This window comes from Paracoccus luteus (assembly GCF_004522155.1).
Taxonomy (GTDB): Bacteria; Pseudomonadota; Alphaproteobacteria; order Rhodobacterales; family Rhodobacteraceae; genus Paracoccus; species Paracoccus luteus.
This window is the reverse complement of record NZ_SDEA01000016.1, coordinates 46,695-61,119: the sequence shown is the minus strand read 5'-3', so window position 1 is coordinate 61,119 and position 14,425 is coordinate 46,695. Positions and strand designations below refer to the sequence as shown.

Genomic DNA, 14,425 nt, shown 5'->3' with positions numbered 1-14,425 from the left:
GGGCGAGCAGACAAAGCCCGCAACAGAAAAAAGCATCGGCGCGCCAACAATCTTGCAACCACCTGTTTTGATTAATTTTTTACTTCTCGCCCGCAGCCGCCGCGGCGGGGGGCGCGTGGACCGACGCGGCTGTCAGGCCCGAATCTGGCGCGGATTCGCGACGACCCGGTGACGAATCTGCCCCCGCCCACGCCACCCGGCCGAATCCAGCCGCTGAAACGACAAGGGGCGCGGCTGATGCCGCGCCCCCGTGCTGTCGATGATGGAAAGATCAGCGCTTCGAGAACTGGAAGGACCGGCGCGCCTTGGCCTTGCCGTATTTCTTCCGTTCCACGACGCGCGGGTCGCGGGTCAGGAAGCCCGCGGCCTTCAGCGGCGCGCGCAGGCCCGGCTCGAACAGCTGCAGCGCCTTGGAAATGCCGTGCTTGACCGCGCCCGCCTGGCCCGACAGCCCGCCGCCGGCAACGGTGGCATAGACGTCGAACTGGTTGGCGACGCCCGCCACGTCGAACGGCTGGCGCAGGATCATCTGCAGCACCGGACGCGCGAAATAGACGGCGATGTCCTTGCCGTTCACGACGACCTTGCCGGAACCCGGCTTGACCCAGACGCGGGCGACCGCGTCCTTGCGCTTGCCGGTGGCATAGGCGCGGCCCTGCGCGTCGCGCTGCGGCTCGCGCGCAACGGCGGCCTGCAGGCTGCGCTGCTCGTCGGCCGTCGAACCCTGCACGCCGCCTGCGTTGGCGGTCACGGCGTCCTTGAGCTGGTCGAGGGATTTGATGTCTTCGGCCATGATCAGGCGCTCCGGGTGTTCTTGGGGTTCATCGACTTCACGTCCAGCACTTCGGGCTGCTGCGCCTCGTGCGGATGCTGGTCGCCGGCATAGACGCGCAGGTTGGTCATCTGCTGCTTGCCCAGCTTGTTGCGGCTGATCATGCGCTCGACGGCCTTGATCACCACGCGCTCGGGGTGGGCGCCTTCCAGCACCTGGCGGGCGGTGCGGTGCTTGATCCCGCCCGGATAGCCGGTGTGCCAATAGTATTTCTTGTCGTCGCGCTTGTCGCCGGTCATCTGGATCTTGTCGGCGTTAATGACGATGACGTTGTCGCCCATGTCCATGTGCGGGGTGAAGGTCGGCTTGTGCTTGCCGCGCAGGCGGGTGGCGACGATGACGGCGAGACGGCCCAGCACGACGCCCTCGGCGTCGATCAGGATCCACTTCTTGTCGATATCCGCCGGTTTTGCGGTATAGGTCTTCATGAGATTCGTCCCTTTCGGGGGAAGTGAGAATTCGGATGCGGGTCTATCGCCGATCGGGCAAGTCCGGTCAAGGCCGCATACCTAGATAATTCCGTTTCTGATCAATGGCTTGGTAATATGGTAATATAATACCGCAGCCGAACCTCCGGTTTTCTCACCGTTGCGGCGGGATCGCATAGGTCATCGACGCGCGCGCCACCACGCCCTCGACGCCCTCGGACCAGATCAGCACATCGCCCACCGCCAGCAGCCGCCCCAGCTTGAGCAGGCGGCATTCGCAGGTCAGGTCGCGCCCTGCGGCGGGCTTGCGCATGAAATCCATGCTGGCGCTGGTCGTGGCGGCCAGCGCCACCGGGCCGATGCGCGACAGCAGCGCGGCATACATCGCCAGGTCCGCCAGCTCGAACATTGTCGGCCCCGACACCGTGCCGCCGGGGCGCAGGTGGCGGTCCTGGACCGACAGCCGCAGCCCCACCCCCGCCTCGTCCACGCGCGTCAGGCGATAGCCCGACACCTGCGGAAACTCGGCGGCCAGAAACGCCTGCAGCCCGGCTGCGTCCATGACGATCATGCTTTCCCCCCTGTGCGGTCGCGGCCTAGACTTGGGCCGGCCGAATGGAGAGATGCAAGATGAATGGGATTTTACGGCGCGAAAGCGACGGCGCGGTGGTGCGGCTGGTGATGGACAGTCCCGGCAACTTCAACGCCCTGTCGCGCGAGATGATCGCGGCCCTGCGCGCGGCGCTGGACGACATCGCCGGTGACGACGCGGTCCGGGCGGTCATCATCGCGGCCGAGGGGCGGGCCTTCTGCGCGGGCCACGACCTGCGCCAGATGCAGGCGTCCCGCGCCGATGCCGACGGCGGGCGCGCGGCCTATGGCGCGCTGTTCGACGATTGCGCGGCGCTGACGCAGGCGATCCCCGCCCTGCCTCAGCCGGTGATCGCACAGGTCCACGGCATCGCCACTGCGGCGGGCTGCCAGATGGTCGCCGCCTGCGACATGGCGGTCGCGGCGCAAGGCACGCGGTTCGGCGTCAACGGCGTCACCATCGGCCTGTTCTGCACCACGCCGATGGTCGCCCTGACCCGCGCCATCCCGCCCAAGGCCGCGTTCGAGATGCTGACCACCGGCGACTTCATCGACGCCCAGCGTGCCCGCGATCTGGGTCTGGTCAACCGCGTCGTGCCCGCCGCCGACCTGGCGCAAGCGGCGATGGATCTGGCGCAGTCCGTCGCGGCCAAGCTGCCGGCGGCGGTGCGGATCGGCAAGCGGGCGTTCCACGCACAGCGCGGGCTGGCGCTGGCCGACGCCTATGCCACGGCCGGCCCGGTGATGTGCGAGAACATGATGCTGCCCGACACCGACGAAGGCATCGCCGCCTTTCTGGAAAAGCGCCCGCCGTCGTGGGCGGGCTGACCCGCCTCAGCCGATCGCGCCCAACGCCGGGAACGCCTCGAGCAGCCAATAGCTGATCGCCGACAGCCAGCCGGTCAGCAGCATGACGCCCACGGCGATCAGCAGCACGCCCGAGACGCGCTCGATCAGGCCCATGTGGCGCTTGATGCGGTTCATGACGCCGACCGCGCGTTCGACAAAGATCGCGGCCAGCAGGAACGGGATGCCCAACCCCAGCGCATAGACGCCCAGCAGGCCGGTCCCCCGGCCGGGGTCGGTCGCGGCCAGCGTCAGGATCATGCTCAGCTGCGGGCCGATGCAGGGCGTCCAGCCGAACGCGAAGGCCAATCCCAGCAGATAGGCCCCCAGCGCCGATCCGCCCTTGTCGCCGGTGTCCAGCCGCGCCTCGCGCTCCAGCAGCGGGATGCGGAAGACATGCAGGAAATGCAGCCCCAGCAGGATGACGAAGACGCCCGAGACCTTCACCAGCAGCGGCTGGTATTGCAGGAAGGCGCGCCCGAACGCCGACGCGGCATAGCCCATCATCAGAAAGACGGTGGACAGCCCCAGCACAAAGAACAGCGCCGGCAGCACCGCGCTGCGTTCCCGCGCGGTCAGGCCGCTGACCTTTACCCCGGTCATATAGGCCAGATACGGCGGCACGATCGGCAGCACGCAGGGTGACAGGAACGACAGGACACCCGCCAGCAGCGCGACCAGCGCGGCGGGCAGGAATGCGGCAGAGGCGATTTCGATCCCAAGCATGGCGGCACCATGTCGAAAAGCGACGGGCCGGGAAACCCCGGCCCGCGCGTCATACGGTCACGGCTGCGTCAGTCAGCCGCCAAAGGACCACCAGCCCCGGCGCTTTTGCGGCGCCGGCTGATCGCCGGCGGCATCCGCCGTCGCAGGTTCGGCGGCCGGGGATTGGGCCGGCGCGTCGGCATCCTCCTCGGTCGCCTCGGGAAAGCGGGCGGCTTCGCCCAGGCTTTCGACCGCTTGGGTTTCCGGCACCGCCGCGGCGTCGGCCTGCGCAGATGCCGCGGCTTCGGGCAGGCCCGTCGCCGCCGCCTCGCCTGCGTCCGCCTCGCTTGCGGGCGCGTCCACGTCGGACGCCGGAACGTCGCCGCCCTGATCCCCGGTCTCGGCGCCCTCACCGGCGACCGGCGCATCCGCACCCGCGCCCTGCGCGCCGCCGTCAACGCGCGCGTCGTCGCCCGACGCCTGCGCGTCCGCCCCGGTCAGGGCCGAACCGTCACGCAACGCGTCGCCCGCCGTCCCGACCGCAGCGGCGTCCTGCGGCGCAGTCGCCTCGTCCGCCGACGAACCGGCATCGGCTGCGGCACCGGCGATCACCGCCACGCCCTCGCCCGCCGGAGCGGCGCGGCTGTCGTCGGCCGCGGCATCATCCGCGCCGGCCGCCTTGGGCCTGCGCGTGCGGGTCCGGCTGCGGCTGCGCCGGGGCTTGTCCTCGGGCGCGGGCTGCGCCTCGGGTGCCACGGCGTCGCTTGCCGCCTCGGCCACCGGCGCATCGGCATCGGGCGCATCGGCCCCGCCGGTTTCGCCGTTCGCCGTCACGTCGCCGCGGGCGTTCGACGCCTCGTCGCCGTTCTCAGCGCCGTTCTCGGCCCCGTCCTCACCCCGGCCACCGCGCCGGCGGCGGCGGCGGCGGCGGCCGTGGCCCTCGCCGTTCTCGTCGCTGCCGCCCTCGGCGCCTTCGGCCCCGGCGCTTTCGGCGCGGGCCGGACGCGCGTCCTGCGCCAAGGTCTCGGCCTCGGCCTCCTCCTCGGGTTCGTCCGCCAGATCCTCATCGTCGTCGATCTGCGCCATCAGCCCCGGATCGACCGACAGCACCGCCGAGGTGCCCGGCTCGGGGACGTTGCGGGTCGCGGTGCGGAACTTCTCCAGCGCGTAATCGGGCGAGATCAGCGTCGGGTCCGCCTCGACCCGGACCGCCATGCCATAGCGCGCCTCGATCATGCCGATATGTTCGCGCTTGGCGTTCATGATGAAGTTCGCGACCGCGATCGGGGCCTTGACCAGCACCTCGCGCGACCGCTTGCGCGTGCCCTCTTCCTCGATGGCGCGCAGGATGGTCAGCGCCATGCTGTCGTCGGACCGGATCAGCCCCGTGCCGTGGCAATGCGCGCAGGGCTGCGTGGTCGATTCCAGCATCCCCGGCCGCAGCCGCTGGCGGCTCATCTCCATCAGGCCAAAGCCGGAGATGCGGCCGACCTGGATGCGGGCGCGGTCGGTCTTCAGCCGCTCCTTGAAGCGTTTTTCGACAGCGGCGTTGTTCTTGCGCTCGTCCATGTCGATAAAGTCGATGACGATCAGGCCGGCCAGGTCGCGCAGGCGCAGCTGCCGCGCGATCTCGTCGGCGGCCTCGCAGTTGGTCTTGAAGGCGGTGTCCTCGATGGACCCTTCCTTGGTCGCCCGGCCCGAGTTCACGTCGATGGCGACCAGCGCCTCGGTCACGCCGATGACGATATAGCCGCCGGATTTCAGCTGCACGACCGGGTTGAACATCCCGCCCAGATAGCCCTCGACCTGATAGCGCGCGAACAGCGGCACCGGGTCGGCATAGCGTTTCACGTTGCGCGCATGCGACGGCATGATCATCGTCATGAAATCGCTGGCGGTGCGATAGCCGCGCTCGCCCTCGACCAAGACCTCGTCGATGTCCTTGCTGTAAAGGTCGCGGATCGTGCGCTTGATCAGGTCGCCTTCCTCATAGATGGCGGCGGGCGCGATGGACTTGAACGTCACCTCGCGGATCTGTTCCCACAGGCGCATCAGGTATTCATAGTCGCGCTTGATCTCGGTCCGGGTCCGCTGGCTGCCGGCGGTGCGGATGATCAGGCCCGCGCCCTGCGGCACCTCCAGCTCGGACGCGATGTCCTTCAGCTTCTTGCGGTCGGCGGCGTTGGTGATCTTGCGGGAAATCCCGCCGCCGCGCGCGGTGTTGGGCATCAGCACGCAATAGCGGCCCGCCAGCGACAGATAGGTGGTCAGCGCCGCGCCCTTGTTGCCGCGTTCCTCCTTGACGACCTGGACCAGCATGATCTGCCGGACCTTGATCACCTCCTGGATCTTATAGCGGCGGGCGCGCGGCTTCTTCACCGGGCGGATTTCCTCGGCCACGTCCTCTTCGGCGATGGATTCGATCTCGTCGTCGCGGTCGGCGGCGGACGACAGCTCGGCGCCTTCGCTATCGGCGTCCGGGCCGTCCTGCGGCGCGGGTTCGGCGCGGTCGGCGTCGCCGCCCTGCCCTGCCACGGTCGGATCGACCACGTCGCCGCCGGCTGCGGCAAAGCCCGACTCGACGGCGGATTCGTCGTCCGCGTCCCCGGCGATCTGCATGCCGGGCACGTCGTCGGACCGGGTGACGGCATCGCCGTTGCCGGACCGTTCGGCGCGTTCGCCACGCGACCCGCGGCCGCGCGACCCGCGGCCGCGCGACCCGCGGCGGTCGCGGGCGGCTTCCTCGGCCTCGGCGGCTTCGGCGGCGGCGCGATCCTCCTCGATCAGGGCTTTGCGGTCGGCGGCCGGGATCTGGTAATAATCCGGGTGGATTTCCGCAAAGGCCAGAAAGCCGTGCCGGTTCCCGCCATAGTCGATGAACGCCGCCTGCAGCGACGGTTCGACCCGCGTGACCTTGGCCAGATAGATGTTGCCGGCAAGCTGGCGCTTGTTCAGCGTTTCAAAGTCGAACTCCTCGACCTTGGTTCCGTCCACCACAACGACCCGGGTTTCCTCGGCGTGGGTGGCGTCGATCAGCATTTTCTTCATGTTTATGTCTTCCACGCTGCCCCGCCGGCCCGTCCTTGGACGGGGAAAGGGTCGGGGCGGCACATGATGCGGACGCGGGCCGCGCAGCGGGGCGAACGGCGGCCGGAACGACCGCAGGGGCGGACCGGGCCATCGCCCGCCGCCCCCTTGCGTCACTGTCCGCCGCGCGATCCATCGCGTCTGTTTCCTTGGGACCGCAGCCGGACACAGGCCCGGTGCGGTGGCGAATATTGATGGCCGGGCGCACCACAAGGGCGCGTCGATGGCCTGCTTTCTTCCGCGCGGCCGACCCGGACCCGTCGGGGCCGGATGCGTCGACCGCGCTGCGAAACTGGCTGCGCGACGCAATCGCCGGTTGTGACGACTGCCCACGCATGGCCTGAACATAGGGGAACGGGGGATTGGATTACAATGCGAAACTGTCAGCCGGTTCCGCCGGCCGCGCCCGCGCAAGGTTCACTTCGGGTCGGTCGCGCAGGTCTCGGGGCTGAGCATGCAGACGAACGCGCCGATGACGACGCCGGTCCGCGCCACGTTGTTCACGGTCGATTGCTCGCGCGAGATGATGCGGTCATAGGGCACCCATTCGGAAATCCCGTCCGAATAGCGCCGCACCTTCACCCGCCGGTTGGCCTGATCGATGTCCTGGATGATCGACGGCGAATCGCTGAACACCCCCGCCACATGCACCCCGTCGCCGATCGTCAGCCCGTCCACGGTGGGCTGGGTCATGGCGGGCTGGGTCATCACGGGCGCAGGCGCGGGCGCGGCTTGCGCGGCCTTCTTCGCCTCGCGTGCGGCGGCGGTGCGGGCCTTCCATTCCACGAACCGCGCCAGCACCGCCCCCTGCTGTTCCGGCGGCACGAGCGAGAAAACCGTGCCCTTCTGGATCGTCCTCATCTGATCGGCCAGGTCGGCCAGGCCAAAGACCTCGGTCGGCTGCGACGGGCTGTGCCATTCGACATGCGTCTTTCCGAACGAGAAGGGATAATAGTAATACGTCTGCACGCCCGCCTTCGATTTTCCGCCCAGCGCCACCGCGACGAACATGTTCTGCGGAAAGGCGTCGGAATCCAGCAGCGCGACCATCGTCTCGCTGAGCGCGTCGTCGCCCTTGCTTTGATAGGTGACGACGGCCTTGTCCGGCTGCACCGACAACAGCAGCAGGCTGCTCTGGTCCTTGGACTGGAAGACGTGATCGCCGGGCGGGAACGCCGCCGCGGTCGTATACTGCCTGGCGGATGACCGCAGATCCGCCGTGCTGTCAAAACGACAGCCCGCAAGCGCCAGCACGGCCAGCAAGAAGATGACTGCGTTGCGCATCCTTCCCCTCCGCTTTCCGGCAGCATACCGGAAAACCGGGGTCGGCGCATCGGGGCTGCGCCTGTCCTTTGCGACAGGCACGGGCCGCTGCCGTCAGAGGTAATCGCCCCGCGACAGCCCGTATTTCGCCATCTTCTCGTTCAGCGTCCGGCGCGGCAGGCACAATTCGTCCATGACCGCGCTGATACTGCCCTTGTGGCGGCGCATGGTGTTGTCCAGCAGCATCTTCTCGAAGCTTTCGACGTATTCCTTCAGCGGCTTGCCCTCGGTCGTGGTGGCCTCGGGCGTCTCGTCCCCGTCCGCCATCAGCAGCGAGGCGATGGAGCCGGTGCCGCGCCGGTTCTGCAGCACGGCGCGCTCGGCCACGTTGATCAGCTGGCGCACGTTGCCCGGCCACGGCGCCTGCAGCAGCTGCGCGGCCTCTTGCGCCGTGACCTGCGGCGGCTCGCAGCCGTATTCCTCGGCGAACTGGTCCGTCATGCGGGTGAACAGCGACAGGATGTCCTCGCCGCGCTGGCGCAGGGCGGGCACGGTGATCTTCAGCGCCGACAGGCGATAGAACAGGTCCGGGCGCAGGCTGTCCTCGGCCCGCCGCCCCTCGCCCCGCGCGTTGGAAATGGCGATGATCCGCGTCTCGGCCGGCGCGCCCTGGTCGGCGATAAAGGCCAGCAGCCGCGCCTGCAGCGGATCGCTCAGCGCCTCGATGTCCTCAAGGCACAGCGTCCCGCCGCGCGCCTCCTCGACGGCAGGCAGGCCCTCGTCCACCGGGCCGAACAGCCGCGTCGCCAGCGCCTCGTCGTTGAAGGCGGCGCACGAGATCGGCACGAACTTCTTGGACGCGCGCGGCCCCACCGCATGCAGCGCATGGGCCACCAGCGTCTTGCCGGTCCCCGTCTCGCCGTCGATCAGCACATGGCCGTCGGCCTGCCCCAGGTCCAGGATGTCCTCGCGCAGGCGGTCCATCGCGGGGCTGGCGCCGACCAGCTTGGACATGACCTGCTGGCCTTCCGACAGGTCGCGGCGCAGGGCGCGGTTGTCCAGCGTGATCCGGCGCGCGTTCGTGGCCTTTTTCGCCAGTTCCGTCATGCGGTCGGGGTTGAAGGGCTTTTCCATGAAATCCATCGCGCCCAGCCGCATCGCCTCGACCGCCATCGGCACGTCGCCGTGGCCGGTGATCATGATGACCGGCAGGCCGCTGTCCTGGCCCATCAGGCGTTTGAGGAACGCCATGCCGTCCATGCCGGGCATGCGGATGTCGGTGATGACGACGCCGGGCCAGTCGGGGCCGATGGCCTTCAGCGCCTCTTCGGCGCTGGCAAAGCTTTCGGTGCGGAACCCCGACAGGACCAGCCACTGGCTGATCGATTCGCGCATGTCCGGCTCATCGTCCACGATGGCCACGGTCATGGTCTGCGTCATCCGTTTCGTCCTTTCGTCACTCGGCTGCCTGGGGATAGCCCCGGCCGGCCTGCGGTTCCCACAGCGGCAGCTCGACATCGAACGCGGCCCCGCCGCCGTCGCGGTTGTGCGCGGTCAGCCTGCCGCCGAAATCGGCCACGATGCCCGACGAGATTGCCAGCCCCAGTCCAGTCCCCTCGCCGGGCTTCTTGGTTGTCCAGAAGGGTTCGAACAGCTTTTCCAGGTCGGTGACACCCGGCCCGTTGTCGCGCACCGACAAATGCGCGTGAGAGAGCTGGTCCACCACCAGTTCGATCGACGGGTCGCGCACCGTCTTGGTCGCGTCCATCGCGTTGCGGATCAGGTTCACGATGACCTGTTCCAGCCGGATGCGGTCGCAGAACACCATCACCGGGTCGCCCGGGATGCTGCGCTGCAGCCGCACGCGGCGGTTGCGCAGCTGCGGTTCCATCATGGTCAGCGCGCCCGACAGGGCGACCCGCAGATCGACCGGCTCGAAGGCCTCGCCGCCCTTCCGGGCATAGGATTTCAGCTGCCGGGTGATCGCGCCCATCCGGTCCAGCAGGTCGTCGATGCGCTGGAACGACGACAGCGCCTCGTCGCCGCGCCCGCGGTCCAGCAGCAGGCGCGCGCCGGCCATATAGGTCTTCATCGCGGCCAGCGGCTGGTTCAGCTCGTGGCTGACGCCCGCCGACATCTCGCCCAGGGCGGCCAGCTTGGACGCCTGCTGGACGGTCTGCTCGGCCACGCGCAATTCGCGCTGCATCCGCTCGCGTTCGGCGATCTCGCGGGTCAGGCGGGCGTTCAGGGCGCGCAGGTCCGCGGATTCGCGCATGTATTGCGCCGACTGCACGCGGGCGCGCCGGGACAGGACATAGAACCCCGCCGCCAGCAGAATGGCGAAACCCATGATCTCCAGCGCAAGGAACGCGTTCACCCGCTCGCGGATGGAATCATAGGTGGTGAACAGCGTCATCCGCCAGCCGCGGAAGGGGACGCGCACCTCGGACTGCATCACCGCCTTGCCCTTGACATAGGCGTCGGCCGACCGGCTGGACCAGTCGGCCGTGACCTGGAACGCCCGCTCGATGGCCGAGGGCGCGGACCGCACCGCCAGCGCCTCGTCAAAGGGCAGGCCGCGCCAGCGCGGCTCGGTCGTCAGGATGATCCGGCCTTCGCTGTCGGTCACGGCCACAGCGTCCGAGATTCCGGCCCATGACCGCTCAAGCCGGGTCAGGTCGGCCTCGACCACGATCACGCCCAGCGACCGCCCGTCCGACACGACGGCGCGCGAATAGGTGAAATCGAACCCGCCCATGTCGGACGGCGACACCGTGAACACCGTGTCGTTGGTCCGCAGCGCCTCGACGTAAAAGGGCGACAACACATAGTTCGTGCCCAGCAGCTTGCGGTCCGTCGCCCCCACCGCGCGCCCGGAGCTGTCCAGCAGCAGGATCGACGCCGCGCCGATGTCCTTTTGCGCCGTGATCAGCCGCGACGAGACGGTGGCGTAATCCTTGCCCGCCAGCGACCCGATCAGCGCCGGGTCGCGCGCCAGCAGCAGCGGCACGACCGCCGTGCGCTGCAGTTCCGACAGCAGGTTGCCGGTATACAACGCCAGCCGCAGTTCGGCGCGGACGCGGGTGTTCTCCGAAAAGCGCGCCGTCAGCCAGGCGTTGGTGTACCAGATCGCGCCAACCGCGGCGACCAGCAGCACCAGCACCGACAGCCGCTGCAGCAGCCGCCCGCGCGCGCCCGGGCGGGCGTCGCGGTGCGGCCGCGGGATGGCGTGGTCGTCAGGCTCGGTCATGCCGGCTCGCTGTCGGGGGCTTGCGTCGGGAACAGGGCTGCGCGCCAATCTAGGCCCGGTTGACCCGCCGCTCAAGCGTCCAGCGCGGGCCGCGCCCGGACGGCCGCCCCCGATCAGGCGGCAACCGCCGCGTCGATCAGGCCGCGGAACAGCCGCGCGCCGTCCGACCCGCCGTGTTCGGGTTCGGCCGCGCGTTCGGGATGCGGCATCAGCCCCATCACCCGCCGGTTTTCCGACAGCACGCCCGCGATGTCGGCCACCGATCCGTTGCAGCCGCCGCGATAGGTCAGCGCGATGCGCCCCTCGCCCTTCAGCCGGGCCATGCCCTCGGCGTCGATCTGATAGTTGCCGTCGTGGTGGGCGACCGGCAGGGTCAGCTCCTCGCCCGGCGCGAAGGCGGCCAGGAACGGGTTGCCGCCCGCCTCGATCCGCAGGCGGACGTCGCGGCACAGGAACGTCAGCCCGGCGTTGCGCATCAGCGCGCCGGGCAGCAACCCCAGTTCGGTCAGCACCTGAAAGCCGTTGCAGATGCCCAGCACCAGCCCGCCGCGCGCCGCGTGCGCCTGGATCGCCGCCGCGATGGGCGAGCGCGCGGCAATCGCCCCGCAGCGCAGATAGTCGCCATAGGAGAACCCGCCGGGCAGCGCGACAAGGTCGGTCCCCGGCGGCAGCGCCTCGTCCTTGTGCCAGACCCGCGTGACCCTTGCGCCCGCATGGTCCAGCGCGACGGCCAGGTCGCGGTCGCAGTTCGATCCGGGAAAGGTGACGACGGCGGCTTCCATGGCAAGGCTCCGGTCCGGGGGGTTGGTCTGGCAGATAATCGCTGGGCGCCGCCAATGAAAGGGGGCCGGTCAGTCGTCCACGACGGACAGCAGCGCGGGCACCGCCGGGCACGGCAGCAGCGCGTCGCGCGCGACGTCCGCCAGCGTCGTGTTGTGCAGGAACACATAGACATGCGCCGACAGCGATTCCCACAGCCGGTTCGACATCGCCTGCGCGGGCGTCCCGGTCTGCCCGCCGGACGCGCCGGCGCCGACATGCAGCGCGCTGACCGTTTCGTCCACCGCGCCCAGGATGTCGGCGGCGCGGATCTGTTCGGGCAGCCGGGCCAGCCGATAGCCGCCGCCCGGACCGCGCACGCTGTCCACCAGCCCCGCCCGGCGCAGCCGCACGAACAGCTGTTCCAGATAGGGCAGCGAGATGTCCTGCCGTTTCGAGATGTCGGCCAGCGTGGTCAGGTTGCCGGGGCTGGTCGCCAGATCGACCAGCGCGACCATCGCATAGCGCCCCTTGGTGGACAGTTTCATGGCAATTCCTCCGGGCCGGCCCCCTTGGGCGCGGACGGGCGCGATTGACGGGGTCTTGCGCCCTGCGCTAAGCCCGCCTTGCCCGTTTCTTGCGGAAATCGATCGCGCGTCCCAGATAGCGGTCTAAGGTCGCCCGCGGCCAGCGTCAAGAAACCGATCCGGCCCGTCGATCCGCCTCGTCGCGGCCTGCCCGTTAGGAGAGCCATGCCCGAACTGATTTTCCCAGGCCCCGAAGGCCGTCTGGAAGGCCGCTATCACCCGCAGGCCAAGCCCGATGCCCCCATCGCCATCGTCCTGCACCCGCATCCGCAATACGGCGGGACGATGAACAACCGCGTCGTCTATAACCTGCATTATGCGTTCCACCGCATGGGTTTCACCGTGCTGCGGTTCAACTTTCGCGGCGTCGGCCGCAGCCAGGGCGAGTTCGACCAAGGCATCGGAGAGCTGTCGGACGCCGCCTCGGCGCTGGATTACCTGCAGGCGATGAACCCCAACAGCAAGCACTGCTGGGTCGCGGGCTTCAGCTTCGGCGCGTGGATCGGGATGCAACTGCTGATGCGCCGCCCCGAGATCACCGGCTTTGTCAGCGTGGCCCCGCCCGCCAACATGTATGATTTCAGCTTCCTGGCCCCCTGCCCGTCGTCGGGGCTGATCATCAACGGCACCGCCGACCGCGTGGCCCCGCCCAAGGACACCAACACCCTGGTCGGCAAGCTGCGCGAACAGAAGGGGATCACCGTCACCCACGAGGAAATCGAGGGCGCGGACCATTTCTTCCGCGACGACGAGGCCCACATGAAGCCGATGATCGACACGGTGCAGGCCTATGTCCGCCGCAGGCTGACCGAGACGACGCGGTGACAGATGGCGCGGGCGGCGCGGGCGAAAGCGGGGCGCTGCCCCGCGCCCCGGGATGTTTGGACCACGGCGAAGATGGCAGGCTGGACCGCCAGCTTGCCTTCCTGATCGAGGCCGACCGGCTGAAGCACGTGCTGCGCGCGACGACGCTGGTCGACGGCTCGCGCCCGGAAAACAGCGGCGAACACAGCTGGCACCTTGCGCTTTACGCGATGGTGCTGGCCGACCAGGCCCCGCCCGGCGTCAGCATCGACCGCGTGATCCGCATGCTGCTGATCCACGATCTGGTCGAGATCGACGCGGGCGACGCCCCGATCCACGGCGACTATGACCCGGTGGCCCTGGCCCTGGCCGAGGAGGCCGCCGCCGACCGCATCTTTGGCCTGCTGCCCCCCGACCAGTCCGCCGGGTTCCGCGCCCTGTGGGCAGAGTTCGAGGCGGTGCAGACCCAGGACGCGATATTCGCCAAGGCGCTGGACCGCAGCCAGCCGGTCGTCCACATCCTGCAGAACGACGGCCGCGGCTGGCGCGACTATGGCGTCGGGCGCGACGGCTTCCTTCGGCTGGTGGGCGCGCGGGTCGAACGCGGCGCGCCCGTGCTGTGGCGCTGGCTGTGGGCGCGGGCCGAGAGATATTTCAGGTGATCCCCGCGCCGTAATCGCCGGGATGGTTGTCGGGGGGCGTGCCGGTTGCCAGAACCGCGTCGGTGATCTCGTATTGGGACCACTGGCGGTAGTGGGCGCGAACCTCGTCGGTGAAACCCACCCGTTCATAGGGCACGCGCCGCCGCTCGTCGCGATAGACGACGGTCCAGTCCGGCAGCTGACGCCTGACCACCAGTGCGATCAGGAAGCCTTCTCCGGCGAACGGCTCCAGCACGTCGGGTGGCGCATCCTCGATATAGACCGGATGTTCCGCGTTGTCCTGCAGGGTGCGCCAGTTGTCATGACGATACTGCCATTCCAGGATGCGGACGGCGAGGTCATCCGAAATCGGCAGATCGGCGGGGTGCACCGCGAACCCGCCTTTCGCCCAGACCCCGTCGGCGCCATAGTCGCACATCACGCGAACCCACCGCTCTGCCGCCAACTCGGAACGACAGGACTGGTCGGCCTCGCCGCGCACCTCCCGGCACTCCTCCTTGAAGACTGCCCGGCGGCGCAAAGGATCATTGTGGAAGGCCAGGACGTCATCGCATACCATCGCATACCGTCTTTCTTTTTCGCGTGCTGCCCGCTATGAGGCCGTCAACCCA

14 protein-coding genes are annotated in these 14,425 nt (G+C 69.0%); 3 read left to right on the top strand and 11 right to left on the bottom strand.

Annotated features, from left to right (window positions below; translation table 11 throughout):
* Positions 1-271 precede the first annotated feature (271 nt).
* The 3 genes from rpsI to EPA64_RS14885 all read right to left on the bottom strand — a co-directional run bounded on the left by rpsI (position 272) and on the right by EPA64_RS14885 (position 1,831).
* Positions 272-793 (bottom strand): 30S ribosomal protein S9, encoded by a 522-nt coding sequence (rpsI, locus tag EPA64_RS14895; protein ID WP_134727092.1) that lies wholly within the window; start codon positions 791-793, stop codon positions 272-274.
* Positions 794-795: 2 nt separating this feature from the next.
* Complete coding sequence (rplM, locus tag EPA64_RS14890) at positions 796-1,260, bottom strand: 50S ribosomal protein L13 (protein WP_134727091.1); 465 nt, start codon at positions 1,258-1,260, stop codon at positions 796-798.
* 154 nt (positions 1,261-1,414) lie between these two features.
* Positions 1,415-1,831, bottom strand: coding sequence for a PaaI family thioesterase (locus EPA64_RS14885; protein ID WP_134727090.1), 417 nt, complete (start codon positions 1,829-1,831; stop codon positions 1,415-1,417).
* A gap of 59 nt (positions 1,832-1,890) precedes the next feature.
* Here EPA64_RS14885 and EPA64_RS14880 point away from each other — a divergent pair, with 59 nt between their 5' ends.
* Positions 1,891-2,679, top strand: coding sequence for an enoyl-CoA hydratase (locus tag EPA64_RS14880; RefSeq protein ID WP_134727089.1), 789 nt, complete (start codon positions 1,891-1,893; stop codon positions 2,677-2,679).
* Positions 2,680-2,685: 6 nt separating this feature from the next.
* Here EPA64_RS14880 and EPA64_RS14875 read toward each other — a convergent pair whose 3' ends face one another.
* From EPA64_RS14875 to EPA64_RS14845, 7 genes are all read right to left on the bottom strand, one after another.
* The gene (locus EPA64_RS14875) at positions 2,686-3,423 is read right to left on the bottom strand and encodes a cytochrome c biogenesis CcdA family protein (protein WP_134727088.1); all 738 of its coding nucleotides are present in this window, start codon (positions 3,421-3,423) and stop codon (positions 2,686-2,688) included.
* Between the two features lie 72 nt (positions 3,424-3,495).
* Complete coding sequence (locus EPA64_RS14870; protein ID WP_425467048.1) at positions 3,496-6,450, bottom strand: Rne/Rng family ribonuclease; 2,955 nt, start codon at positions 6,448-6,450, stop codon at positions 3,496-3,498.
* Positions 6,451-6,906: 456 nt separating this feature from the next.
* Positions 6,907-7,773, bottom strand: a complete 867-nt coding sequence (locus EPA64_RS14865; RefSeq protein WP_134727087.1) for a hypothetical protein — start codon at positions 7,771-7,773, stop codon at positions 6,907-6,909.
* Between the two features lie 93 nt (positions 7,774-7,866).
* Complete coding sequence (locus EPA64_RS14860; protein WP_134727086.1) at positions 7,867-9,192, bottom strand: sigma-54-dependent transcriptional regulator; 1,326 nt, start codon at positions 9,190-9,192, stop codon at positions 7,867-7,869.
* A 16-nt stretch (positions 9,193-9,208) separates the two neighbouring features.
* On the bottom strand, positions 9,209-11,002 hold the full coding sequence (locus tag EPA64_RS14855) for a sensor histidine kinase (protein WP_134727085.1): 1,794 nt from the start codon (positions 11,000-11,002) through the stop codon (positions 9,209-9,211).
* A 113-nt stretch (positions 11,003-11,115) separates the two neighbouring features.
* Positions 11,116-11,784, bottom strand: coding sequence for a phosphoribosylformylglycinamidine synthase subunit PurQ (gene purQ, locus EPA64_RS14850; protein ID WP_134727084.1), 669 nt, complete (start codon positions 11,782-11,784; stop codon positions 11,116-11,118).
* Positions 11,785-11,853: 69 nt separating this feature from the next.
* Complete coding sequence (locus EPA64_RS14845; protein WP_134727083.1) at positions 11,854-12,309, bottom strand: Rrf2 family transcriptional regulator; 456 nt, start codon at positions 12,307-12,309, stop codon at positions 11,854-11,856.
* A gap of 204 nt (positions 12,310-12,513) precedes the next feature.
* On the opposite strand from EPA64_RS14845, the gene EPA64_RS14840 reads away from it, so the two are divergent.
* Positions 12,514-13,173, top strand: coding sequence for an alpha/beta hydrolase (locus EPA64_RS14840; RefSeq protein WP_134727082.1), 660 nt, complete (start codon positions 12,514-12,516; stop codon positions 13,171-13,173).
* Between the two features lie 56 nt (positions 13,174-13,229).
* Complete coding sequence (locus EPA64_RS14835) at positions 13,230-13,814, top strand: HD domain-containing protein (protein ID WP_134727081.1); 585 nt, start codon at positions 13,230-13,232, stop codon at positions 13,812-13,814.
* On the opposite strand, the gene EPA64_RS14830 is transcribed toward EPA64_RS14835, so the two are convergent.
* Entirely contained in the window at positions 13,807-14,373 is a 567-nt protein-coding gene (locus tag EPA64_RS14830) for a hypothetical protein (protein WP_134727080.1), read from the bottom strand. The genes EPA64_RS14835 and EPA64_RS14830 overlap by 8 nt on opposite strands.
* Positions 14,374-14,425 lie beyond the last annotated feature (52 nt).

Coding starts and splice junctions, on each gene's coding strand:
- EPA64_RS14840 (WP_134727082.1), top strand. CDS start 12,514: ATGCCCGAACTGATTTTCCCAGGCCCCGAAGGCCGTCTGGAAGGCCGC.
- EPA64_RS14880 (WP_134727089.1), top strand. CDS start 1,891: ATGAATGGGATTTTACGGCGCGAAAGCGACGGCGCGGTGGTGCGGCTG.
- EPA64_RS14845 (WP_134727083.1), bottom strand. CDS start 12,309: ATGAAACTGTCCACCAAGGGGCGCTATGCGATGGTCGCGCTGGTCGAT.
- EPA64_RS14855 (WP_134727085.1), bottom strand. CDS start 11,002: ATGACCGAGCCTGACGACCACGCCATCCCGCGGCCGCACCGCGACGCC.
- rplM (WP_134727091.1), bottom strand. CDS start 1,260: ATGAAGACCTATACCGCAAAACCGGCGGATATCGACAAGAAGTGGATC.
- rpsI (WP_134727092.1), bottom strand. CDS start 793: ATGGCCGAAGACATCAAATCCCTCGACCAGCTCAAGGACGCCGTGACC.
- purQ (WP_134727084.1), bottom strand. CDS start 11,784: ATGGAAGCCGCCGTCGTCACCTTTCCCGGATCGAACTGCGACCGCGAC.
- EPA64_RS14830 (WP_134727080.1), bottom strand. CDS start 14,373: ATGGTATGCGATGACGTCCTGGCCTTCCACAATGATCCTTTGCGCCGC.
- EPA64_RS14860 (WP_134727086.1), bottom strand. CDS start 9,192: ATGACGCAGACCATGACCGTGGCCATCGTGGACGATGAGCCGGACATG.
- EPA64_RS14870 (WP_425467048.1), bottom strand. CDS start 6,450: ATGAAGAAAATGCTGATCGACGCCACCCACGCCGAGGAAACCCGGGTC.
- EPA64_RS14875 (WP_134727088.1), bottom strand. CDS start 3,423: ATGCTTGGGATCGAAATCGCCTCTGCCGCATTCCTGCCCGCCGCGCTG.
- EPA64_RS14885 (WP_134727090.1), bottom strand. CDS start 1,831: ATGATCGTCATGGACGCAGCCGGGCTGCAGGCGTTTCTGGCCGCCGAG.
- EPA64_RS14865 (WP_134727087.1), bottom strand. CDS start 7,773: ATGCGCAACGCAGTCATCTTCTTGCTGGCCGTGCTGGCGCTTGCGGGC.